Annotated in this window: 23 protein-coding genes and 1 pseudogene; 15 read left to right on the top strand and 9 right to left on the bottom strand. The window is 67.3% G+C overall.

Going from position 1 to position 22,275, the window contains the following annotated elements:
- The first annotated feature begins 523 nt into the window (after window positions 1-523).
- Both AC1DIW_RS09700 and AC1DIW_RS09695 read left to right on the top strand, forming a co-directional pair.
- Complete coding sequence (locus AC1DIW_RS09700; RefSeq protein WP_478107790.1) at window positions 524-1,483, top strand: patatin-like phospholipase family protein; 960 nt, start codon at window positions 524-526, stop codon at window positions 1,481-1,483.
- A 170-nt stretch (window positions 1,484-1,653) separates the two neighbouring features.
- Window positions 1,654-2,139 carry a hypothetical protein gene (locus tag AC1DIW_RS09695; protein ID WP_478107788.1) on the top strand — a complete coding sequence of 162 codons (486 nt, stop codon included), beginning with the start codon at window positions 1,654-1,656 and terminating at the stop codon, window positions 2,137-2,139.
- A gap of 108 nt (window positions 2,140-2,247) precedes the next feature.
- On the opposite strand, the gene AC1DIW_RS09690 is transcribed toward AC1DIW_RS09695, so the two are convergent.
- Window positions 2,248-2,688 carry a hypothetical protein gene (locus AC1DIW_RS09690; protein WP_478107786.1) on the bottom strand — a complete coding sequence of 147 codons (441 nt, stop codon included), beginning with the start codon at window positions 2,686-2,688 and terminating at the stop codon, window positions 2,248-2,250.
- A gap of 195 nt (window positions 2,689-2,883) precedes the next feature.
- Between AC1DIW_RS09690 and AC1DIW_RS09685 the strand changes: the two genes are divergently transcribed.
- Both AC1DIW_RS09685 and AC1DIW_RS09680 read left to right on the top strand, forming a co-directional pair.
- A complete protein-coding gene (locus AC1DIW_RS09685; protein WP_478107784.1) occupies window positions 2,884-3,363 on the top strand; it encodes a hypothetical protein in 480 nt (159 codons plus the stop codon).
- 391 nt (window positions 3,364-3,754) lie between these two features.
- Window positions 3,755-4,942 (top strand): PP2C family protein-serine/threonine phosphatase, encoded by a 1,188-nt coding sequence (locus tag AC1DIW_RS09680; protein ID WP_442281331.1) that lies wholly within the window; start codon window positions 3,755-3,757, stop codon window positions 4,940-4,942.
- A gap of 524 nt (window positions 4,943-5,466) precedes the next feature.
- Here the strand turns inward: AC1DIW_RS09680 and AC1DIW_RS09675 are convergent.
- Window positions 5,467-6,048, bottom strand: a complete 582-nt coding sequence (locus AC1DIW_RS09675) for a hypothetical protein (protein WP_442281330.1) — start codon at window positions 6,046-6,048, stop codon at window positions 5,467-5,469.
- Between the two features lie 223 nt (window positions 6,049-6,271).
- On the opposite strand from AC1DIW_RS09675, the gene AC1DIW_RS09670 reads away from it, so the two are divergent.
- Window positions 6,272-6,622, top strand: a complete 351-nt coding sequence (locus AC1DIW_RS09670) for a hypothetical protein (RefSeq protein ID WP_442281329.1) — start codon at window positions 6,272-6,274, stop codon at window positions 6,620-6,622.
- A 45-nt stretch (window positions 6,623-6,667) separates the two neighbouring features.
- Here AC1DIW_RS09670 and AC1DIW_RS09665 read toward each other — a convergent pair whose 3' ends face one another.
- Window positions 6,668-6,967 carry a hypothetical protein gene (locus tag AC1DIW_RS09665; protein WP_442281328.1) on the bottom strand — a complete coding sequence of 100 codons (300 nt, stop codon included), beginning with the start codon at window positions 6,965-6,967 and terminating at the stop codon, window positions 6,668-6,670.
- A gap of 331 nt (window positions 6,968-7,298) precedes the next feature.
- The gene (locus AC1DIW_RS09660; protein ID WP_478107781.1) at window positions 7,299-7,469 is read right to left on the bottom strand and encodes a hypothetical protein; all 171 of its coding nucleotides are present in this window, start codon (window positions 7,467-7,469) and stop codon (window positions 7,299-7,301) included.
- 190 nt (window positions 7,470-7,659) lie between these two features.
- Between AC1DIW_RS09660 and AC1DIW_RS09655 the strand changes: the two genes are divergently transcribed.
- Entirely contained in the window at window positions 7,660-8,028 is a 369-nt protein-coding gene (locus AC1DIW_RS09655; protein ID WP_442281327.1) for a DUF1622 domain-containing protein, read from the top strand.
- Between the two features lie 229 nt (window positions 8,029-8,257).
- On the opposite strand, the gene AC1DIW_RS09650 is transcribed toward AC1DIW_RS09655, so the two are convergent.
- Complete coding sequence (locus AC1DIW_RS09650) at window positions 8,258-8,719, bottom strand: hypothetical protein (protein WP_442281326.1); 462 nt, start codon at window positions 8,717-8,719, stop codon at window positions 8,258-8,260.
- 119 nt (window positions 8,720-8,838) lie between these two features.
- Window positions 8,839-9,411: a dihydrofolate reductase family protein gene (locus tag AC1DIW_RS09645; RefSeq protein WP_478107779.1), complete on the bottom strand. Its 573-nt coding sequence runs from the start codon at window positions 9,409-9,411 to the stop codon at window positions 8,839-8,841.
- Window positions 9,412-10,850: 1,439 nt separating this feature from the next.
- Here AC1DIW_RS09645 and AC1DIW_RS09640 point away from each other — a divergent pair.
- The 3 genes and pseudogenes from AC1DIW_RS09640 to AC1DIW_RS09630 all read left to right on the top strand — a co-directional run bounded on the left by AC1DIW_RS09640 (window position 10,851) and on the right by AC1DIW_RS09630 (window position 13,629).
- A pseudogene (locus tag AC1DIW_RS09640) lies at window positions 10,851-12,120 on the top strand (IS256 family transposase).
- 159 nt (window positions 12,121-12,279) lie between these two features.
- Window positions 12,280-13,077: a maleylpyruvate isomerase family mycothiol-dependent enzyme gene (locus AC1DIW_RS09635; RefSeq protein ID WP_478107777.1), complete on the top strand. Its 798-nt coding sequence runs from the start codon at window positions 12,280-12,282 to the stop codon at window positions 13,075-13,077.
- 183 nt (window positions 13,078-13,260) lie between these two features.
- Window positions 13,261-13,629, top strand: a complete 369-nt coding sequence (locus AC1DIW_RS09630; protein ID WP_478107775.1) for a hypothetical protein — start codon at window positions 13,261-13,263, stop codon at window positions 13,627-13,629.
- Window positions 13,630-13,860: 231 nt separating this feature from the next.
- Here AC1DIW_RS09630 and AC1DIW_RS09625 read toward each other — a convergent pair whose 3' ends face one another.
- Together AC1DIW_RS09625 and AC1DIW_RS09620 are read right to left on the bottom strand one after the other, a co-directional pair.
- Window positions 13,861-15,261 (bottom strand): DUF2252 domain-containing protein, encoded by a 1,401-nt coding sequence (locus tag AC1DIW_RS09625; protein WP_478107773.1) that lies wholly within the window; start codon window positions 15,259-15,261, stop codon window positions 13,861-13,863.
- 399 nt (window positions 15,262-15,660) lie between these two features.
- Complete coding sequence (locus AC1DIW_RS09620; RefSeq protein ID WP_442281321.1) at window positions 15,661-16,482, bottom strand: MIP/aquaporin family protein; 822 nt, start codon at window positions 16,480-16,482, stop codon at window positions 15,661-15,663.
- Between the two features lie 1,059 nt (window positions 16,483-17,541).
- Between AC1DIW_RS09620 and AC1DIW_RS09615 the strand changes: the two genes are divergently transcribed.
- The 5 genes from AC1DIW_RS09615 (at window position 17,542) to AC1DIW_RS09595 (ending at window position 19,919) form a co-directional block, all read left to right on the top strand.
- Window positions 17,542-17,844: a hypothetical protein gene (locus AC1DIW_RS09615; RefSeq protein WP_478107770.1), complete on the top strand. Its 303-nt coding sequence runs from the start codon at window positions 17,542-17,544 to the stop codon at window positions 17,842-17,844.
- A 103-nt stretch (window positions 17,845-17,947) separates the two neighbouring features.
- Window positions 17,948-18,337 carry an ester cyclase gene (locus tag AC1DIW_RS09610; protein WP_478107769.1) on the top strand — a complete coding sequence of 130 codons (390 nt, stop codon included), beginning with the start codon at window positions 17,948-17,950 and terminating at the stop codon, window positions 18,335-18,337.
- A gap of 56 nt (window positions 18,338-18,393) precedes the next feature.
- Complete coding sequence (locus AC1DIW_RS09605) at window positions 18,394-18,528, top strand: hypothetical protein (protein WP_478107767.1); 135 nt, start codon at window positions 18,394-18,396, stop codon at window positions 18,526-18,528.
- A 199-nt stretch (window positions 18,529-18,727) separates the two neighbouring features.
- Window positions 18,728-19,570: a DUF2127 domain-containing protein gene (locus AC1DIW_RS09600; RefSeq protein ID WP_442281316.1), complete on the top strand. Its 843-nt coding sequence runs from the start codon at window positions 18,728-18,730 to the stop codon at window positions 19,568-19,570.
- Window positions 19,509-19,919, top strand: coding sequence for a DUF4265 domain-containing protein (locus tag AC1DIW_RS09595; protein ID WP_478107765.1), 411 nt, complete (start codon window positions 19,509-19,511; stop codon window positions 19,917-19,919). Before AC1DIW_RS09600 ends, AC1DIW_RS09595 begins: the two co-directional genes overlap by 62 nt.
- 440 nt (window positions 19,920-20,359) lie before the next feature.
- Here the strand turns inward: AC1DIW_RS09595 and AC1DIW_RS09590 are convergent, their stop codons facing one another.
- Window positions 20,360-20,854 carry an ester cyclase gene (locus AC1DIW_RS09590; protein WP_478107763.1) on the bottom strand — a complete coding sequence of 165 codons (495 nt, stop codon included), beginning with the start codon at window positions 20,852-20,854 and terminating at the stop codon, window positions 20,360-20,362.
- Window positions 20,855-21,660: 806 nt separating this feature from the next.
- Here AC1DIW_RS09590 and AC1DIW_RS09585 point away from each other — a divergent pair.
- Window positions 21,661-22,071 carry a hypothetical protein gene (locus AC1DIW_RS09585; RefSeq protein ID WP_478107762.1) on the top strand — a complete coding sequence of 137 codons (411 nt, stop codon included), beginning with the start codon at window positions 21,661-21,663 and terminating at the stop codon, window positions 22,069-22,071.
- Window positions 22,072-22,275 lie beyond the last annotated feature (204 nt).

Here is a 22,275-nt window from a genome sequence, read left to right as displayed (position 1 = left end):
AGCAAGGGATGAACGTGCCTGCGCTCGGTACCTCTCCATCGTTCCCTCCGGCTCTGACTCCCAAAATCGGAAGAAGCCTCCGAAGCCCAAGGCAGCGTCCAGCCGATAAAGACGGCGAGCCTCATCCTCGATGTGCGTTGCCTCGTCTGGCGGGAGCTCCTCGACCATGGCTCCAACGTTAGAGCCTCGGCTCCCTCAGCTGCCGCTCTCCGAGCACTCGGGCCGATGTGCGGACGAGGCGCGATGTGTCCAGGCCTGCGCACACTAAGGGCGCGGTCGTTCGACTGGTTCCTGCCGCCATCGGTCTCGACCGGTCGGCAGACCGCCTCCACGGCATCACCAGGCACGCCCTGCCGCATAAGAGGAGAAGCGGCGAGCGCGCGCCTACCGCCGATTGTGGAACCGTCCCTGGAGGCGGAGTCACCAAGGACGTCGGGGCGGTCCGAACTGCGGTTGGCCGCGGGAGGTGGGGACCGGTCCGAACCCCCTGTTCTCAGTCGGCATACGGGTCAAGATTGGGGGCATGGGTGGCATCGGGCTCGTCCTTGGCGCCGGGGGGGTCGTTGGGCAGGCGTACCACGCAGGCGTCTTGGCCATGCTGGAGCACGACATCGGCTGGGACCCCCGGAAGGCCGACGTGATCGTCGGGACATCGGCCGGGTCCATCACCGGCATGCTGCTGCGAGTCGGCATCCCGGCTACGGAGCTGGCCGCGTGGACGGTTCGCGCCCCCCTGTCCGCCGAAGGCCGGGTGCTGCACCAGATCGCGGGGACCGACGTGCCGGAGTTCCCGCCCTTCCGCCCGCTGGAGGTCCTTCGCCGCCGTCCGAACCTGCCCGGTTGGGAGATGCTGCTGCATGCCGCCGTCCGCCCGACGCGCTTTCGCCCTCGGGTCGCCGCCCTCGCTCTCCTCGCCCCCGGGGACCACGACATCGTTGAGCAGCTGAGGGTGCTTCGGGAGGTGGAGGGTCAGTCGTGGCCGGAGCAGCCACTGTGGGTGTGCACCGTTCGCCGGGAGGACGCCAGACGGGTCGTGTTCGGCCGACCCGGCAGCCCCGACGCACCGCTGCACCTGGCCATCGCCGCCTCGTGCGCCCTCCCCGGGTATTTCGCGCCGGTAACCATCGGCAGGCACAGCTACATCGACGGCGGTTCGCATTCCCCCACCAACGCCGCCATCCTGCGCGAGCTCCAGCTCGACCTCGTGGTGGTGGTCTCGCCCATGTCAGGGCCTTCGGGTCTGCCATGGGACCTCTACGGTGCTTCCAGGTGGCACTCCGGCCGCCTCGCGCGCCAAGAGGTCAACGCCCTTCGCCGGACGGGGACCGACGTCGTGGTCTTTCGTCCGGGACCGGCCGAGCACGAGGTCATGGGCAATGACCTGATGGCCAAGGACCGATTGAACGAGATCGTCCAACAGGCCTTCATCGGTGCCGGCGCGCACGCCGCAGAACCACAAGTCAGGAAGATTTTGCTGTCCTGACCTCGCGCACTCGTCGACGCCTGGCCCACTCGTTGTCGACCGCGACTGGACCACGCCGCGTCAGCCAAGTCGGGAAGTTGGGCACCTCCACGTCGAATCTGTGGACTGAAGACCGCACTCACATGCCGCCAAGCGCGCGCCTGATCAGCTCTGCTGATTGACTGGCCTGCGTGGAAACGCCAGACCTCGCTGCGCTCGTTCCCGGGCTGCTGGCGCGATACCCACAGTTCGCATGGAGGATCGCGAGCAGGCACGCGGAGGACGAGGTATTGCTAGTCGAACTACACCCGCGCAGCAGGCCGGAGCGAGTTGCCAGGATCAGGGTCAATCCGCGTGGTGAGGTCTACTTCGTGTCGTTCGGGGGCCACGAAGCAGGCCCCGAGTTCGCGTACGAGAATGAAGACAAACGCGAGGTGCTAGAAGGCCTCGTCAAGGATGCCGTTGCCCTGGCCACTGGTCCGACCCGTGTCAAACGCCACGCGGTCGACGGAGTCGAGGTCAGCTCAAGTTTGGTGATCGACCCTGTCGGCCCGAACCGGCGCTCCCTTGGAGTGAGCTTCTCGAATCCGATCATCTACCTGAAGGCGCGTCTACGGGGCACAGGAACGACCGAAGAAGTCATCGACTTCCCCTCCATCGAGGATGAATGGCTCTGAACTGTCGCGCTCATGCCGCGATGACGAGAGCCGTCGTTCCACCGTGTTCCACGGGATAACCGCCACATTGGGATGGGCCCCTGGGAAGTCGATCAGTTCGCAGTAGGGCTAGCTGGCGGCGGCCGCACGGACCACGTCGTCTCCGAAGGTGGCCTCAACTCGATCGATGTTCGCGTCGTCGCCGACTCTCATGAGCAAGAGCCGTGAGTCAGTGCCGCAGAGGACGGCGGCGTCCGTGCGCATTGCAGCGCACGCCTGGTCCCGATCGGCTGCCGAGCGGAACTGAGCCAGGACGATGGTCGGCTCGTCTTGGTGTGGGCCGCAGGCAGTGGAGCGCTCGACCAGCCGCGCTGACGGCGCGCGAGCGGGCAGCACCCCGGAGCCGGGGGCAACGGCCACGCCCGAACAGAACTGATCGCGTATGAGTCGGTCCCTGGTCGCGATCACATCGGTGCTGGTGACGACCGTCGGCGAAGAGCACGCCGATGCCACAGCACCGGTGGCCACCATGCCCAGGGCAACCAGGGCAACCAGGGCGAACGTCGGCATACCGAAAGCAGGCCATCGCGTCCGCATGTCAGCAGGCTAACCGGCCGGCCAGCAACGTCCGCAAATGCCGCGTTGAGGGCGGGACGCCCGACCATGCCGCGCTGAGAACGTTCGTAAGACCCAGACCGCGCCGGGGCAAGCCTTCTGTCCTCTGTCGTGCACATCCGACGCGCGTCACCGTGTTTGACTTCGGACGTGGACACCCCGGAACTCACTGCCTTAGTCCCCGGACTCATGGCCCGGCATGCGCAATGCGCGTGGACGATCGCGCCAGCCCGGGTGCCCGGAGATGTTCTTGAGATACAACTACACGCCAAGGCTTGGCCCGACCGTGTGGCCAAGATCGAGGTCACTTCCGGAGGCGAGGTCTACTTCCTCTGGTTCGCCGGGCAGCTGGTCGGCCCCGAGTTCGGCTACGACGATGACGAGAAGGTGGAGGCACTGGAAGAGGTCATCAAGACGGCTGTCGCACTGACCACCGGACCTACCCGCATCACGCGGACAGTGGCCGATGGGGTCGTTCTCACCTCCAGCCTCGCCATCGATCCCGACGGTCCCAACCGACAGTCCCTAGGCGTGAACTTTGACCAACCCGTCACCTACATCAAGGCGCGGTTGCGGGGAAGAAAGGTCACTCGCGAGGTGACCGACTTGCCTGTAGCAGATGACATCTGAGGCACAAGCCTGCGCCCGCTCATGCCGCAGAGGGTGAATCACCAGGCGATGTGTGGGTGTTCCGGTGGGAGACTGCCATGAGAAGGATCAACAGGGCAGGAGCCACACTGTCCTGAGCTGGCCCTACGCCATGCCGGTGGCGACACCGCTGGCTCCTCGTCCATGGGATCGCTCCATCACTCTTCACTGGGTTGCGGGGTCGGGCCTCCGGTCACAGCAGCGCCGCGGAGCGCCGTGACGCAGATTATGAAGTGTGGAGCTGATTCCGCGGGAGTGAGACGCACAGATGCCCTCGAAGGAGGTCGGTGGTGTGACGCAAGGCCCACAGATGGATGCTGAGAAGCGAGCGTCGCTGAGGGGTCTTGGCGCGTCGGTGGCTTGGCTAGCGCTGGTGTTGCTGATCGACGTCCTGAATCCTCGGCGGACGTTCACGCTCAGCGTCCTGTACGGGATCGCCCCGCTCGTCGCGTGCGCGGTCCTCTCCCCGGCGTGGACTGCCCTCGTGGCGGTCGCGGCCACCGTCCTGACCGCGGCCTCGGGGGTGTGGAATCACACCTGGGGATCGACGCAGCAGGTGGTCCGCATCGTTGATGTGCTGCTGGTCGGTGTCAGCGCGGTTGCGGTCGCAACGGTCCGGGTCCGGCGCGAACGACAGGTCGCCCGGCTGGTCGCGATCGCCGACGTGGCCCAGCGAGCGATCCTGCCGATCGTGCCCGCCCAGGCAGGGCCGGTCCGGGTTGCGGCTCGGTACATCTCGGCCGCGCAGGACGCCGTGGTTGGCGGTGACCTCTACGACTGCTACCGGTACACCAGCCCCGCGTCGAACGACCCGGAACGGGTGCGGTTCATCGTGGGTGACGTCCGGGGCAAAGGCATCGCCGGGGTCGAGCAGGCCTCCCGGGTCATCCGCGCGTTCCGCCAGTCCGCGGCCCTCGAACCGACGCTGCCACAGGTGGCCGACGCCATGGACCGCTACCTCACCGAGTTCTTTGAACCCGAAGAGTTCGTCACCGCGCTCCTGGTTGACGTCTCGGACCCCTCCCGCGTCGTCCTGGTCAGTTGCGGACACCCACCGGCGCTGCTGCGCCGCAGCGACGGCTCACTGGCACTACTGGAGGCCCCGCCGGGACTACCGCTGGGCATGGGCCTGCCTGACGGCCAGCCCTACCGGGATCGGACCGTGCCGTGGGCCCCGGGAGATCGGCTGTTGCTGTACACCGACGGCCTGTCCGAGGCACGTGACCGTGACGGGGAGTTCCTCTCACCGCTCGCGTTGGGCCCGGCGCTGAGTGGACCAGAGGTCCCCAAGGCCATGGACGCCGTGCTGGAAGCCGTCGGGCGGCACACCCCCGCAGCCCGCCTCGGCGACGATCTCGCACTGCTCCTCCTGGAATGCGCTGCTCCCGATAAGGAGTGCACACCCGAACCCCGAGACGTGCTGCGCTCGGGCGAGCCGACGGTCCCGGACGTCTTATCGCCCCCGGTGGCGGTGAGCCCTCCCCAGCACCCGCCGGGGCCCGACGCTCCGCTGAGCCAGACCGGGGACGCGAGGGCGGGGCTCAGCTCGGTCCGGCGCTGACGGCACGGTCCACGGTGCGGCCTCCTGGTGGTTGCGACCGCATTGGTCGCCTACTCGTGCGTCATCGTCCACCGCGCCGCGCAGGAAGATGGATCGCTGCGCGGGTGTCGGCTTCTTCCCGCGAGCAAGGAGCAAGCTTCGCACTTGGAAGGACGCTCGCCGACGGACTTCTGGTGATCTGCCGCCGATGCCCCAGTAGCCCAACTTCAAGTCCTGAGTTCCCTCTGTCAACGACGGGTGAAATCTGACCAGGGATCGACGGGGTCGTTTCTGATCAGTCTTCAGCCGTCGGCGACACCCTCCCGTGCTTCGGCAGGGCCGCAGCCCCTCATCCCGGTCACCCTGCATGCGGCAGATGCACGAGCAGCATGACGTTCGGCTCTACGGCGCTGAGGGCGACACACGCTCGTCCGGAACTGCCGCGTTGAGGGCGGCTACGCTCGCCCGATCATGCCGCTCCGCGCTTGAGGATGCTGCTCGGACGCCCGGGTCGTCACCAGGCGGTTCGGCCGGGCGGCTCTGCCTCATCGGGTTGGCGGTGGGCCGGTGGCCTCGAACAGGGCGGCCTCGTAGCGCCCTCCGACATCGACCCGCGTGATGTCCCGGTAGCGCCACTTGGACATGGTGTCGTCCCACGTCGCCTTGGGGCTGATCTCGTCAAGCCACATCGCGCGGTCGGTCCAGTCGACAGGCACGCCGATGAAGCAGACTTCGGGGTCGTCGGTCTCGACAAACACCGACAGGGTTGGCACTTGAGCCGCCAGGCCCTGGAGCAGCGGCCCAGTGCCATTCAGTGGTGGCATCGGATTCAGGGTGGACGGGGGCCATTGACCGCGCTGGGTGAGAAGCCTGGTGGCAACCTCGTGCTTGGGGTGCCGCTGCACTCGGTGGATGTGACGGGTGCGCATGGCGATGTGGCCGTCGATCGTGAAGTCGTCAGCGAGACTTGCAAGCAGCGTCCACTTCGCGCTGGACGCGATGAGGTATCCCTCTAGAACATCAGCGACTGGGATTCCGCGCGTGATGCGAACCGCCTCCGAGCGATCGAGGGCACGCTGAAGCCGAGCAGTCAGCTTGTCTGAGATATCGCCTTTGGATCCGGTCACGCCGGCCAGTCTCAGCGGGACCACTTGATCTCGCAACGGGTTTGGCGACCTGGCACTGGCCACGGCTCAAGACAAGCTGCCAAAGCGGCGGTGCTACGAGCCGACGCCCGGCCTGCCGCATGTCGCAGGCTCTCAACCCAGCTCGGGCCGCGCCAGCGCGCAACGTTTTGGGGACTGGAGGTGTCAAACCATCGTGACCCGAGGCCCCCTGCACCGACTCCGCTTGGGCACCGAGCTGCTGCTCCTCGCGTATGTCCTGACGGCCTGTGCGGCGCGGGCGCCCGCCACGGCCGTGCCATTCCATGAAGGACTCGTGACGACGGTCGACTCGACAACGATCACTCTGTCCGTCGACGCATGCCAGCGACAGCCCCACGACTCACGCGTTTTCGAATCGGCCAAGGAGGTGCGGGTGACACTGAGCGCCATCCCGCCGCCGGACGATGCCTCGCCGGGGTGCAGCGATCTGGTGGTGGTGCGTCTCAGCAAACCGATGGGCGACAGGGTCCTGGTGGACGCCAGCACCGGGCGCCAGGTGCATCTCATCCAAAGCGGCGCCGACGCCAAGAACTAGGCGTCGTGTCCGACGTCCGCCCATGCCGCCGTCAGGCCGCATCTGTCACAGCCAGCGGACCTCATCGGCGGCGATAGCCAGTTCATCGAGGCCCTCAATCGTCTCGACGCCCTCGTCGAAACTCACGATGACGTCATAACCATCCATGCGCTTGTACCTGGCACGGAGCCAGAGCTCATTGGGGAACGTCGACGCCGCGGTGATGTCTCGACTCGTCAGGACGGGCACCTTGCCGATGACGTAGTGAGTCCGACCGGCTGAGTCCGCTACGGCGACCTCGATCCAGCCCGGAAAGTCGTCAGACTCCCAGCGCAACGCTGTACCCCGCACAATCACGTCCGTCACCGTTGCAGCCTAGGTACGTAACCACGCTCATGCCGCGGATCGGTGGTGTCGACGGGCGGTCGTGCCGATGTGCGGTAGCCCCCGCTCAGGTCGGCAGACTCCGAACGGACCACACGTAGTCCCGTTGACAGCTGTGCAAAATGAGGGCATAGCGACGGTCGAAACGGGGCCACCCAGACAGGTTGGAGCGGTGACCTCAGACCTGCCTACACCGACCTCCAGCAGCGCACGCGGTCGGCCGTGATAGTCCAGCCAAGGGTCTGTTCAGATGCCGTCCTGGACTCAGGGCTTGTAGTTGCTGAACGGTCCCCCGACGCGGTCGTAGGTGTTCCTAGCTCGTCCTGAGTGACCCTGACTGCCCGCCGTCCGGCGTGAGGGTCAGATCCTCCTTTAGTTCCAGGGTCCGGAACGACCAGTCGGGGGCGGGCCGCAGACGGTCGCCGAGTCGCTCGATGCTCCCGAGCGTCTGGTCTGGGTCGACGATGAGGCTGGCCGACTTCATGCACCACGAGTCACCGGAGGGATCGTCGAGGATGAAGACGGCAGACCGGCGTTGATGCCCAACTGCGTGTCCCGCCTGCCGTTGATCTCCTGGGGCTGCCACTGTAGTCGTGCGTCCTCGGATCCTCTTGCCTCGCAGTCTCCGGCGGGGTACCTGCAGTGGGAGACACCGATGAACGGGAAGGAACGACGTGGACTTCAGCGAGGCCGTCGAGCTAGCCGGCAAGGGCATGGACACGGCCGGGGTCGTCGTTCTGGTCATCGGCGCCGTCGTCGCAGCAGTGCGAGCGGCCCAGAGTGCCCGCGGACAGCAGCCAGGCACCTACCGGCAGTTCCGCCAACAACTGGGACGCACGATCCTGCTGGGCCTCGAACTGCTCGTGGCTGCCGACATCATTCGCACCGTCGCCGTGACCCCGACACTGTCCAGCGTCCTCGTCCTGGCGCTCATCGTGCTGATCCGCACCTTTCTCAGCTTCTCCCTCGAGCTCGAGATCACCGGCCGCTGGCCGTGGCAGAAAGCCCCCACGGACCCACCGACCAGTAAGACTCTCTCGTAACCTCGCAGCCCGACTCGAGCAGTTCCTCCGCGCCAGTGTTCGTGGTTTCGCGCGGCGCGGAGCACTGCTCACGTTCAGACCTAGAGGCGAAGCATTTCTTGGGGACCGTGCGGGCGTCGTCAATACCCGAGACGCCGGCGGCCTGACCTCCGCCGTCGAGGCGACCCAGACGTGCTGTCATCGGCGTGAGGCGTTTACCGGACATGCCGCCGATCGGGCGTCCACTATGTCAGCGGCTGCGCCAGGGGATCAGCACGTCGACGCGTTTGCCTTCGGCCAGAAGCGAGCCCTGCAGCCTCGCGAGCTGTTCGGCCGTCAACTCGAAAACGCACGACGTTCCACGGTCGTCCGCGTTGAAGACCATGTGGCCGTCATGACGCGAAAGGCCCGCCGAGTAGATGGTGCGTGATAGCAGCGGCATCACGGCAGAGCGCTTGTCGTCGTCTCGGCCCGGCACGAGATGAGCGACGGAGTGCAGCTGCTTGCTCAGCCAGTGTCGCTTACGCAGCGGGTATAGAGCCGCCACGGCTTCGGCGCAGTCAAGATCGTCGTCCAAGCCCGCCAGGTCGACCTCCAACCACGCCAAGTCTTCCCACAGCGCACGCCGCGCGGCCCGGCACACGGAGGCGACCTCGCTGTCGGTCGCGTCCCCCTGAACGGTGAATAGCTGTGACGTCTTGGCCCGTGGCACCCGCTCATTGTCCGTCGATGTCGGGGCGCATCCGATCATGCGCGTGCGGCACCCCCTGCAATCCCGGTCTGGTGAGCGACCGAGCTTCACCCGTGCGCGTGCGCACGGTCTTGGGACGCTCAGCGGAGAACGTCGAGGACCTGCTTCTGAATGCCGTTGGCGTAGAGCTGGTGCTCCAGGACGCGTAGTCGTTGGGGGACGATGTCGGCGTCGCTGAACAGTGACTTGCCCGCGCCGAGCAGCACCGGGAACACCAGCAGGTGGTAGCGGTCGATCAGGCCGGCCTCCTGCAGCGCGCGGTTGAGGGTGGCGCTCCCGTGCACGAGCAGCGGGTCACCGTCGCTCTCCTTGAGTGTGGCGACGTCGTCGACCGACCGGAGGATTGTCGTCTCGCCCCAGTCGTCGATGAGGTCGTCCTCCTCGAGGGTGGTGGAGACGACGTATTTGGGCAGGGTCTTGTAGCGGGCGAACTCCGCCATGCCGGGCCACACCGGCGCGAACAGCTGGTAGGTCCTGCGCCCCAGCAGCAGGGCGCCCGCCTCCTCTTGTTCGCGGCCCTTGAGCTCAGAGGCCTCCGGCAGGAAGTCGACGGTCTTGAAGGTCCACTGGGTGTCGTGCAGCCCTGGGTCGCCGCCGGTGGGGTCGAGCTTGCCGTCGAGCGAGACGAAGGAGGTGGACATCAGGGTGCGCATTGGCGTTTCTCCTTCACAGTTGGTGATGGTGCTTCCGTCACCCGTCGAATGGCGGCAGGCGGATTTAACGTGCCGCCCGGATGTTGCTGCGTCAGGCGGGACGCCGACGGAACTATGCTCCGCAGGCTCGGTCTCAACTCCACGGCTCCTCCCCCTGACGCCACCCGGCGACCGACCGCACCGCCGAGCGCTCAACCAGTGGGCGCACGCAGTCGTCGTCCCGCGCCAGTCGGAAGCAGTCTTCGCAGTGAGCTCCAGGAACTGCGCCGTCGGCTCTTCAACCGCTGCCGCACCGGCGTTCGGAGCCGGCCGGCGCGGCACACGTAACCGAAACGCCGAGCCACCGCCGCGACCGGGGTAGACGTAGAGGCCGCGGATTGGATCCGGGACGGCGTCGAGCGCGGCACGCACGGCCAGAAGGGCCGGGAATGCGGCGCGCGCGCCTTCGTCCCGGAACGCGACCTCGAGAACGACGCCCCACGTGGGGGTGTGCCACTTCCATTCCGTCCCGCCGCTGGTCAGAGCTGTCTCGGTCAAGGCGTCACCGCGGCCGGTCCGCCACACGCCCGCGGGGACTTCCCCATCCCGAACCTCGATGCTGAGCCAGCACTCCTTAGAAGGTGCTGGCCCCCCGTCGAGCGGGCGCCGCGCTGCGGAGCCGATACTGTCGGGCGAAGCCACGCGCTGCTTCGGCGTAGCTCGAGCCCTGAGGCAGGCCGAGCTGTGAGCAGTAGAGCCCAGGCAGGGTGTCGTCGCACTCGAGTAGTTCCTCGATCGTGGACGACTCGTCTTTGGCGAGCCTGGTAGGGAACGACTCGGGCTGGTCAAGCCAGTCGAGAAAGGTCTGGCGGTCGGATTCGTGAGACATCTGGTTCTCCGCTTGGTGGCATGTCGGGTTGGTTCCCGGTGTAGTGACCGAGCACCAGAGGCCACACGGCTGGGCAGGTGCGAGGCAGAACCTCTGGCTCGGCTGATCCGGCTGGTGCTCTAGTCTTCCGGGCGACACTGCGGGGGCCTAGGGACGAAGGTCCCGAGTCGGGCGCCGCCTAGAGACCCACCTGGCGCGGGGCGATCAACGTGTGTCCGCAGATCCAGGGCGACTATTAGGCGCGGCATCGCCCTGAGGGGAGGCAGTGGGGGAACTCTCCGATCGGTGGCACTGACCTTCGCCGACCCGCCGACGCAGCACACACCGGGCACGCGCTCATGAAAGCGTTACCGGGTGTCGACGGCGGGTGGGGAGGCGGGGCACACCGCCGCACCCCCATGAGGCCCAGGCGCTACGGACGAGGACCATGCCGCACGTCGCTTCGCGTCGAGTTGAGTCCATAGCGTTGGTGTACGACGACACCGGTGAGCGTGTCCCTGCACATGCAGGTGCGGTCACCGCGTGATCCTTCGAGTGAACCTCTCACAGCACCCTCGAATGGAGCATCGCGATGACCGCGAAGACCAGTATCGACCCTGCCGCCTTTCTTCACGAGCAGCTGGCCCAGGCCAGTCCCGACCTGATGCGTGAGCTGCTCGGCACGTTCATCAACGCCTTGCTGTCCGCGCAGGCCGACAGCGTGTGCGGCGCCGAGTACGGGGTCCGCAGCGACGAGCGCACCAACCGTCGCAACGGCTACCGCCACCGCGACCTGGACACCCGCGCCGGCACCATCGACGTCGCGGTCCCGAAGCTGCGCGAAGGGACCTTCTTCCCGGACTGGCTCCTCGAGCGACACCGCCGCGCCGAGGCGGCGCTCACGACGGTCGTGGCGACCTGCTACCTGCTGGGGGTGTCCACCCGGCGGATGGACAAGCTCGTCCGCACGCTGGGGATCACCGGACTGTCCAAGTCGCAGGTGTCGGTCATGGCCAAGGACCTCGACGAGCAGGTCGCCGCATTCCGCACCCGGCCGCTGCACGAGGGGCCATACACGTTCGTCGCGGCGGACGCGTTGACGATGAAGGTCCGCGAAGCGGGCCGGGTCGTGAAGGTCCCAGAGTTGACGAGGGATGGTCGCCACCGGCGTCAACGCTGACGGCTACCGGGAAGTCCTCGGGATCCACACCACCACAACCGAATCGAGCGCCGGCTGGCTCGGCTTCTTCCGGGACCTGACTGCCCGCGGGCTCAAGGATGTGGCACTGGTGACCTCCGACGCGCACGCCGGCCTGGTCGAGGCTATAGGGGCGACCCTGCCGAACGCGTCCTGGCAGCGGTGTCGCACCCACTACGCCGCGAACCTCATGGCCGCGACGCCGAAGTCGCAGTGGGGGTGGGTCAAGGCGCTGCTGCACAGCGTGTACGACCAGCCCGACGCCGAGGCCGTGAACGGCCAGTTCGACCGGGTCTTGGAGGGACTGTACGAGAAGCTCCCGACGGTGGCTGAGCACCTCGAGCTGGCCCGGGCGGACATCCTCGCCTTCACCGTGTTCCCGAAGGAGATCTGGCGCCAGATCTGGTCCAACAACCCGAACGAGCGGCTCAACCGCGAGATCCGCCGGCGCACCGACGTCGTGGGCATCTTCCCGAACCGCGAGGCCGTCATCCGCCTCGTCGGAGCGGTGCTGGCCGAGCAGCACGACGAGTGGGCCGAACAGCGCCGCTACCTCGGCCTGGAAGCGTTGAAGAACGCCCGAGCCGTCCTCACCGAGCGCTCCGCCGACGACAAGCCCGAGGAGGTACCGAACGATCTGATCGCCGCCACGATCACCGCCTAAACGAACGACCTCAACGGATCACCGTCGTACACCACCGATCCGGACTTGACCTCGCGTCGTGCGCCTCGACCCGAGACCGATCCGGCGTCCGCACATGCCGCTCCGCGGGCGACTACGCTCGCCGGACAACTTGTGCGGTCGTAAGGGAGCCCGAAGTCAATGACGAAGTTGAACGCGGAACGCGTACGGCAAGGCATCCTCGAACACACCCTGCGTCTGGCGGAATCAGCCGTAGCGGCCGGACCCGCCGCTAGCGTTCCCACCGCCCCAGGGTGGACAACTGCCGATCTGGTTGCGCACGTGGGCCAGACCCAGCACTGGGTCGCGGAGATCATCGAGCGGCGCATCACGCACCCTACGCAGTTGCCGACCGAGTTCGTCGAGGCGCCCACGAACTCCGAGGACTGGCAAACGTGGCTGTCGGCGTCCGCGCGGCGCATCGTAAGCGCATGCTCTGATGACGCGCTCGATGCGCCGGTGTTCAACCCCGCGGGTGACAAGCGGTCCGGGACCTGGTTCTGGCTGGTCAGCGTCCTCAACGAGGCAGTCGTTCACGGCTTCGACGCCGCCAACACCGCGGGTCGGCCGCTCGACATCGACGCCGACATCGCAGCCATGCTCATCAGCAACCACCTCGCGATGCTCACGTCTCCCACGTGGGAGATGCAGCGGCCGCAATCCGCTCACGCCATCCGGGGCACCGGGCAGACCCTGCAGTGGGCCGCCACCGACATCGCTGATGATGGCGCATGGTTCATCGAACGGCAGGCAGACGGGGCGAAGTGGCAGCACAGAGCGCAACAGGCCGACGTCACCATGAGCGGCCCAGCAAGATCACTGCTGCTGGCCTTGACCCGACGACTTCCTCTCGCCGACCACGCGGCCCACATCCGCGTCGAGGGTGACTCCGGCCTCGCGCAGCACTGGCTCGACAACACCGCCCATGTCAGCGGTTGACCGGACACCGAGGCGAGCAAGCGGAAACCGCCGGCCAACGTCCGGAAATGCCGCGGGCAGGACGTTCATCAGACCACGCCGCTGATCGTCGGGCCGGTCGGCGTGTACAGAGCAACAGGATGGACCGCGTGGGAACCTGTGCACGTGCGGTTCCTTCGGAAGCGGGGCAAGGATGCGCGAAACGTGCTCTTCGATGCCGCGCTCGAGTTCGGAGACGACTGGCGGCGCGACGTCGCGGTACTGGCAGCAGAACGGCTGCCCGGGCTGAGTCCCGAGGAGCGTGCGGCCCTCGCCAAGGAAGTCGAGGCGGCTCGCAGTTCGATCGAGAAATGGGTCCTGAACCGTTGGGGTGCGGCGCACGGCACATGGTCGCGTGACGATGCTGCGGCCGCCGCGGCACACATTCGAGGCACCTATCCGTGGATGGACGAGCGCAACGTGGCGCGCGCGATCAACCAGAGCACCTACTACGCCTGGCACGGCGGACGTCCGCTCATCAGCGCGAGACCCTTACCGGATTTGCCGCGGATCGTGCGTCACTCCGCCGCGTAGCGCCCACTAAGACGCGCCGTCGCAGGAGTCGTCGAAGTTCGTCGTCAGGCCCCTGTTCGTCTGGTTGGCATGTGAGTCGGACATGCCCCTCCCCTGCGCCGGACGGATCTCACCCGGACCTGGGAATCCCGCCATGCGTCCGCAGCGATGCATTCCCGGCCGGGTTGATGGGGCGGGCGAGCGGCTGATGATTGCCGGACCCGACCCCGTCCCTCGATCTCCCGCACGGGTTCACAAGCCGGTCTGCGCCTCCAGCTCCTCTGCGGCCACCGCATCCTTCAGGCGCTGGTAGTCCCGCTCGTTCTGGTCGGCGTACGCTGCCGCGAACCGGGCGATCGCCTGGTCGAACTTGGGGCCGGCGCCCAGGTAGGCCGCGATCGCCAGCCGGTCGCCGGACCGGGCGTGCGAGCGGGCCATCGACCAGCCGCAGGCCCGCGTGTAGGCATGCAGACCGGATTCAGGCAGCGCCGACAGGTCCGCGGACGCCTTCCAGTCCCAGAGCTGACGCACGTAGAAGTCGTGCTCCTTGCCATCGAGACCCTGACTGCGTTGCCAGCTGAGGAAAATATCGGTGGCTGCGTGGGAAATCCGCTGCCCCTGCACGACCCGTTCGCCATGGTTCTCGAACGTGCTCGCCCCCAGGTGAGGCTCCAACACCGAGGGCTGAGCCTCCTTCGCCTGCAGCACCAACGGGTCCAGACCACCGCGACCGACGAGCAACACCACCCAGGCACGCGTCCCGACGCTGCCGACGCCGACAACCTTGCGCGCCATGTCGACGAACTCGTAGGTGCCGAACAGGAACCGTCGGTCCTCGTCGAGCCCGGCGGCGTACTCGACCAGCAGCTCGCGGACGTACTCCTCCTCGACACCGGCATGCGGTGCGTCGAGGAGCTCGCGCAGCGGGACGAGCAGCGGCGGAACGCTGCGGAAGCGCAACTCACCGCCCACCCGGTGAGTGAGCTTGTCGACCGCGCGCAGACTCGTCTTGCGCCGTCCCTTGGCGAACGTCTTACTGAACAGGATCCGCCCTCGCGGCCCCAGCCGCCCGCCAAAACGATCGACGAGCTCACTGGCGTTGAGCCGGTCGTACCAGACGTCGAGATGGCTCTCGTCGGCGAACCCGCGCATCCCCTCGCGGTACTCACGCGCGCACGCCTTCACCAGGCGCCGACGGCGATCAGCCGGCAGTCCGACGTCGCGTCCGGCGATCTCAACGCTCGCCGCCATCCGCTTGACGTCCCACTCCCACGGGCCGGGCAGCGTCTCGTCGAAGTCGTTGGGCCCGAAGACGAGCCTGCGGTCGGGAGCCGCGAAGCCCCCGAAGTTCGAGATGTGCGCATCGCCGCACACCTGAACCACGATGCCGGAGTCCGGAGTCGCTGCGAGATCGGTCGCCATGATGGCCGCCGCGCCGCGGTAGAAGGTGAACGGCGACACCAGCATCCGCCCGTAGCGGATCGGCACCAGCTCCTGCACCCGGGTCGCGGCCTGAGCACGGAGCACGTCAACCGGATCCGGTCGACCGGGTGAGGGACTCCAGTCGCCGTGGGCCGATCTCGGAACGTCTCTTCTGGCCGCCCTCCCACGCTCAGGGGACTCGCCGCCGCTGAGTGTCGAGTGCGTCGCCATCTGCCGCCTCTATCCGCTATCTGATCCTCACAAACTACCAAGGACCCGCTCGCCGCCGGTGCCGTCGCCGTCTCGGTACATGTGCGTGGTCGCCCCCGTCCGAAACGCTGTCTCGACCTCCGCCTATCCGCCGTCTGTCGGGTGAACGTGTTTCACCTACATGCCGATGAGCGCCTGTCAGCTCCGGTACGGTCCGCGGTATGTCGCGGGCATGCTCCTCGGCTCAGGTCGAAGTTGCCCAGCGCCCGCTGCGATGCATCCGTGATGCAGATGATGAGGTCGTCCCCGCGGTGAACGAGGGGGATCGTTCCCCCTGGGTGGCCAGCGTGCGCGGCCCTGGAGACTGTTGATGCCAACCGCCCGAGTGGTCGCCAGGGTCGTCCCCGAGGCGCTGTCCGTTCAGAGGCCACCGGGGCTCTCGTCGAGGACGCCCTGTGCGGCTTCGGCGCCGGCTTTGGTCGCCTTGCCCTTGAGGATGAACTCGAAGGTGACCGCGACCATCGCGCCGAGGATCGGGCCGACGAGGTAGATCCAGTAGTTGGAGAGGTTGCCGGCGACGAGTTCGGGCGCGAACGATCTGGCGGGGTTCATCGAGGCGCCGGAGACCGGGGCCCCCCAGACCGACACCAGACCGATGTAGGCACCGACGGCGAGTGCTCCGTTGATGCCGACGTTGCGGGCGCCGGAGGCGGTGCCGAGGATCACGCTGACAAGCCCGAGGGTGAGGATGGCTTCGGTGAGCATCGCGACCCAGGGGCTGACGTCCTTGGTGGGTTCCGTGGCGCCGTTAATGATGCCGCCGTACATGGCCTGCAGGAACAGTGAGGCCAGCACGGCTCCGACGACCTGAGCGACGACGTAGCCGGGTACTCGACGCCACGGGAAGTTGCCTCGGACCGCGAATGCCAGCGTGACGGCCGGGTTGAGGTGAGCCCCGGAGATTGTGCCCATGAAGAAGATGATGCCCATCACCATCATCCCGGGGGCCAGGGCCTTCATGGCCAGCGTCAGGTCGCCGCCGAACGCGGTCGCGCCTACGACGCCGCCGCCGGCCGCGACCATGACCAGCAGGAAAGTGCCCCAGACCTCGCTGAACAATCGGCGGTACTCCAGCTTCGGGTCGTCGAACTCCAGCTCGCGGATGCGCGACGTCGATGTTCGGCGCTCGAGCCAGGCCAGTAGCGGTTCGCCGGTGGCCGTCGGACTCTCGATGGGTGTCATGACATTCACGCTCTCCTTCTTGGTGTGGTGAGCAGTTCTGGTTTGCGCATGGGCTCTGAGCAGCGTCAGGGAAGTTGACCGGTGGGCCTGACTTCTTCGTTGCTGCGTGGTCGGTTGACGCCCTCCAGGTCTTCAGTTCGCGTCGGACGTTGCCGTTGGTGCCGAGTTGGACGGGGCCGGGCCCGAGCTGCCTCCTTCGACGGAGGCAATGACCTGGTCGAGGGCATGGCGGGGTCCACCTCGCGAGGAGTCGACGAGGGCCCGCCTAGGGCCTGTGCCAACACGGGCCGGTAACGACACGGACCCGCTGCCTGAGCACGCCCTGAGTGCCGCCACCGCTGCAAGCACCAGTGGGGCGCCAACGGTGCTCACGTTCTTGCGGGTGCCTCTCATGGATGATTGTCCGCACCCGCCTGCCAGTTGGGGCGTCACTCTGCCGGGATGACCTCGCTGGACGGCATGGCCATCAGCAGGGCATCGGCAGGCGCCAGCCCCAGGTCAGCACGGCATACGGCACCGCTGGGTATCGTCCGAACGTCGTGAACGACTCCAGAGGACAGGCGATCATGCACGCCGTGCTGGTCGGCTGAGAAGCGGAGATTCACCCGCGACATCCGCAACTGCCGCGGGTTGCGCGGACGCGCAGGACTCGGCGCCCTCACCTGTCAGTTCAACCATGATGAGCACATGGACCCCGCTGTGGCCCCAGTGGCGATGAAGGCTTACGTCACCTGGTTTGGTGATGGCGATCGGTGGAGCGCCCACGTCGAGCACAGCGAACAAGACCCAAGCGGGGAGTGGAGCGAGCACGAGGCGGCGGCGGACGCTGTGGCGTGGGCTCGGGAGCCCACGGATTGGGTTCTCGTGGTCACCGAACCGCTGCAATGGGCGGGATCACCGCAGTAGCGGCCGTCCGACGTCCCCCCGACTCTGGCGGGAGCGAGACTCGCCGCTGTAGGTCTCCCGTACCCGCGAAGCCGCGATTCCATCTCCCTTGACAACGTCCGGCCCCTGCGCTCTTCGAAGGATCGAAATAGAGGTTGGCCATGTACTGACACGATGCACGTTCCTGCGCCAATCGAGGCATACAGGGCCATGCACAAAGGGGTTCAGGAGGTGCTCGCCGAGGAAGGCGGCGGCGACGGGCTGCTCCTTCACGTTGCCTATCCCACCGACCGCGGCTTTGACATGACTGAGGTATGGGATTCCAAAGAGCATTTGGACACCTTCAACCGTGACGTGTTCCCCAAGGCCATGTCACGAGCCGGTCTGCCAGTAGATGTGCCGCAGCCGGCATCGGACGAGTTCACCTCGGCGTTCGTCATGACGCCTCACGCCTTCAACTCCGATGCCGTGACGTGACTGCCAAGCGCCCGAATCCGCCCTTACCAGCACGATCGTGCCGTTGGGCCACGGCTAACCGGTATCCCAGGCCCGCGTCACCACTCTGGACAGACAATGAAGCGTGGATCAGACCCTGTCCGTTCTTGCCCGCTGGCTAGCCGCCGGTGACGCGGGTGACGTTGAAGCCTTCGATGACCTCCTGCATCATGATGTCGTAGTCCATGCGCCGCGGGGCCTGTCGACTGAGAACCTTGAATCGGAGAAGCAGGTGTGGCGCGAGGCAGTGACAGCCATGCCTGACCTTCGCCACGAGGTGCAGGAGGTTGTCGCAGCGGGGACCGTGGAAATGGCACGTGTCATCGTCACCGGGACACTCCGCCACGACTTCGCCGGCATCTCCGGGAGCGGTCGATCCTTCCGCTTGGACCAAGCGGTTATCTGCCACCTTGACGGCGGCAAGATTGCTGAAGCGTGGGAGATCGCCGACGTTGGCTCGCTGGTCGACCAGTGAGTTCCTGACTGGCAGCACCGCACGATCAAGCCGCTGGTAGGACCGGTGCAGTCGGGATGCGCGAACCCTGGGCGCTGCCACAGTGGCCTCGGGGGCCCTTCTCGATCTTCTCCTTCCGCCACGCCGCCGAGGTCATCGACCCGCAGGTCTTCGCCGGCCACCCAGACGCCACCCTCGGGAGCCGGCCATGAACGCATTGTCGCGGACCGCGACGGTGACGCCGGTGATGCCGGTAACGCCGGTGACGCCGGTGACGCGGCCGGACCGATGTCAGGTCATGCACGCCGCTGTCCGTCGCCCTCAGAGTCCAGCAGGGCGTGACGGGGTGCGCCACACTTCTGGACGTCGGCTCCAGACCGCGTCCAGCGCACGCCGTTATGCTCCCCGTCCATGTCGAGCCGAGAGTTACGGGTGTGCGGACGCCGGGGGCACGTGCTGTACGAGCCGACCGAGGAACAGCTGCGTGCGCGTCTGCACGTGCAGACGCCCGTCGGTGATGCGTGGCGGTGCCTGCGCTGCGGCGACTACGCCGTCGGCAGCCCGACCGAGCAAGGCCCGGCGGCCGACGCGCCAGTCCCGGCCCGGGGCAAGGCGCTGCGCCAGGAGATCATCCTCCGGCTGCTGGCGGTCGAGCGCATCGTGCGCGGGCTGCTGCTGCTCGCGGCTGCATACGGCATCCTCCGCTTCGCTAGCGCGCAGACCGCACTGCGACAGGCCTTCGTCTCCGACCTGCCCATCGCGCGCCCGCTCGCCGAGCAGCTCGGTTTCGACATCGACCGCTCGACGCTTGTACGCGACTACGACAAGGCCGTCAACGCCTCGCACACGACGCTTACGTGGATCGCGGTCGGGGTGACGGTTTATGCGGCGATCGAGCTCGTCGAGGGGATCGGTCTCTGGCTAACCCGCCGGTGGGCCGAGTACCTGACGGTCGTCGCCACGTCGCTCTTCCTGCCCATCGAGATCCGCGACCTGCTCGTCTCGGCCACCATCACGCACGTGCTGACCTTCGCCATCAACGTGCTCGCCGTGGTCTACCTCATCGTGGCCAAGCGCCTCTTCGGGGTCCGCGGGGGCCGCACCCGCTACCTCGAGGAGCTCTCCAGCCAGTCGCTGCTCGAGCTCGAGGCCGACGCGACCGACCCGAACAGCACAGGCAGGGGCCTGCCCGGTGCAGACGCAGGGATGGGTACGGACCCGCGGCAGCCCGCGGCGGCGCGCCGCGATCTTTGAGCTGGCGGTTGAGGACGGTTGGCCGCCGGTGGGCTGCGAGCGGGCGTGGGCATTCCATCTCGGCGAGGATCGATACCGCATCGACAACCCGCCCTGGTTCGTTCCCGATCTGGCGGTGGGCGACGTGGTGCGAGCCGAAGCATCCCAACCCGACTCTCACCCGGTGTTCAAAGAGATCGTGCAGCGATCCGATCACGTGACCATTCGCCTGATCTGTTTCCGTGACGGTCCACTCGGGCGACCTGGCACGCGCGTTGGAGCCCTTCACCTCGCTAGGTGTACTGACCGGGGAGGTTGCGTCTGTGTACGGCATGCTCGCCCTCGACGTCGGGCCGAAAACCCCGCTTGACGCCGTAGTGACGGAGTTGCATCGAGGCGCCCAAGACCGCTCGTGGGAGTACGAGGAGGGCCGGATAACCCCGGCCTGGATCGCGGCGACCGAAACATAGGCCGGTTACCGGATCTGGCGCGGTCAGGTCAGTCGGACTGCGCAACCCACGTTGGTCGTCGAGGGGTCCGCGGACACCGCCGTCGAGCACGGCCGTGGTCCCGCGGCTCGTACGACCGACGGGTCAGTCCTTCTTGGCCGTCGGGTCGTCCGTTCCTCCTGGCGCACGTTCTTCCGGGCGGACTCGATGACCTCCCACCACGCCCGATGTGTTTCGTAGTGCTCACCGGTCGCGACCGCCTGCCCGTTGGTGGGGAACAAGTTGACGTGATAGCCCTCGCCCGGCTGGGGAGTTGGGGCGCACGACGTCGCTGTAGACGAGGATGCGCGTGGTCGTGGGCTCAGCCGCCGTTCGGTCCGGGGATCAGCCCGAGCTGCCCGAGCATCCCGGCGATGTCCATGATGATGCGGCTCTCGACCAGCTGCCCGTCCCGGTAGCGGTCCAACGTCCAGGCCTCCACGCTCACGCTGCGACCGGTGGCTGGGAAGCCGACGAACTCGCCGAGGTGGGTGCCGGTCCAGGTGGACAGCGTCATGATCCGGTCGTCCTGCACGAGCGTGTCCTGCAGCATCCAGTGCAGGTCCGGGAACCCGGCGAACATGCCGGCCAGCACGCCGGCCAGGCCGGCGCGTCCGGGTCCCTGGCCCGGCAGGGGGTTCTGCTCGACGAAGTCCTCGACGACTATTTCGCGCAGGGCGACGTCGAGGTCGCGGCCGTTGATGACTTCGTCTGCGAAGCGCTGTGCCAGCCCGACGAGATCGGTGGTGCGAACGCCGGTGGTGCGTGCGCTGGCGGTGCCGGCACTCGTGGTGCCGGCGGGGATGGGAGCAGTCATGGCGGTGCGGTCCTTCCACTGATTTCATGTGGTGTTTCGAGTGGTGCTTCGCGTGGTGGTGCGTGCGGGCCAAAGCGGAGCTCGTGCTGCAGGACACCTGGTCCTTCGGCGCGGCCGGCGAGGGTGCGGACGAACTTGACGTCGTCCACAGATGACGGCCCTCCTGAAGCTTTCTGTCCGCACCCGACTGAGTGCTTCCCTTCCAAGGTAGGAACGACGCGCGCCCGGGGGAATAGGGAAAACCCTTGCCTGCCCCCAACCTCGTCACGCTCCCCTCGAGGGCACGGATCGCACTCCGTCCCGGGCGCGAACGGCCGGTGGCGCCAGGACCTCACATTCGCCAGGTGACACACTCGGCGACCGCGGTCCGACTGGGCCGAGTCGGCATGACGTACGGGCGGCCGTGTTGTCGAGTGCCGACGCACTTGCACTCTCCTACGCCCGCGAGACCCCTGGCAGACGCTCGCTCATACCGCTCTCAGTGCGGTCAGGCTCGCCGTCCCGCGCCCACATATCGGACCCGCACTCCCTCAGCACGAGGGACCTTAGCCGTGCACTAGATGGACGTATCCGTCACGGTCGCATCACGGATTGATCGAACGTCCTGGCACCTGGCGGTGTCTCCCGGCACCCTGCACCACATGGGAAGTCAGGGGTCGCCAGCGCGCAGGCGTTGGCTCACAGTGGCCGCGTCCGTCGTCCTCGCGGCGAGCGGGTGCACCAGGTCGGGGCCGTCGCCCTCGTGCGACCCGTGCGCCGCGCCGCCCACCTCGCGGCCGCCCGCGCCGCTAACGACCGCGATGTCCGTGAACCTTCTGGTCGGCGGCGAACTGCCCGAGCAAGACGTGCAGGCGCTGCTCGCCGGGACCTCACGTGCGTGCCCACTGACGGTCCACCGTCCGGGAAACCGGCTGGGCCTCGGTCTCGGCAGCGTCATCCGGTTCACCCCGACCGAGCCCGCCTACGGACGACCCTGGTCGAGGCCGCCGGTGACCGCAACCGTCACCGTGGACACCGCGGTCACGGCGTTCATCTACGCCGGCCCGCACGTCGACGCGACGGGGCAACCCGTGGGGGCCGGCTGCCGCTTCACCGGGCACAGCGTCATCCCCAACGCGGCCGCCTGGCGGGTACAGCTACCGGATGGGACCGAGCTTGCCCATCCGCGCGGGACAGGTGCACGCGACGAACTCGGGGCCACATTCGGTAGCGGCTGACAAACACGAGCCAAACAACGCAAGCACCCAGCTCGCGCATGCCGCTCCTCGGACAACTGTCCCGTTCCGGGTCTGATGGAGGCTCTCATTCCACGGAAGGATGAGAGTTATGGGAGCACCGAGGAAGTACCCGGAGGAGCTTCGGGAGCGAGCGATCAGGATGGCCGTCGAGCTGCGGCGTGACCCGGACACGCGTTCCGGGGC

The sequence above is a fragment of the Terrabacter sp. 01T434 genome, assembly GCF_056398545.1.
Note: the sequence above shows the minus strand (reverse complement) of the source record. Positions and strands in the feature narration are given on the sequence as shown.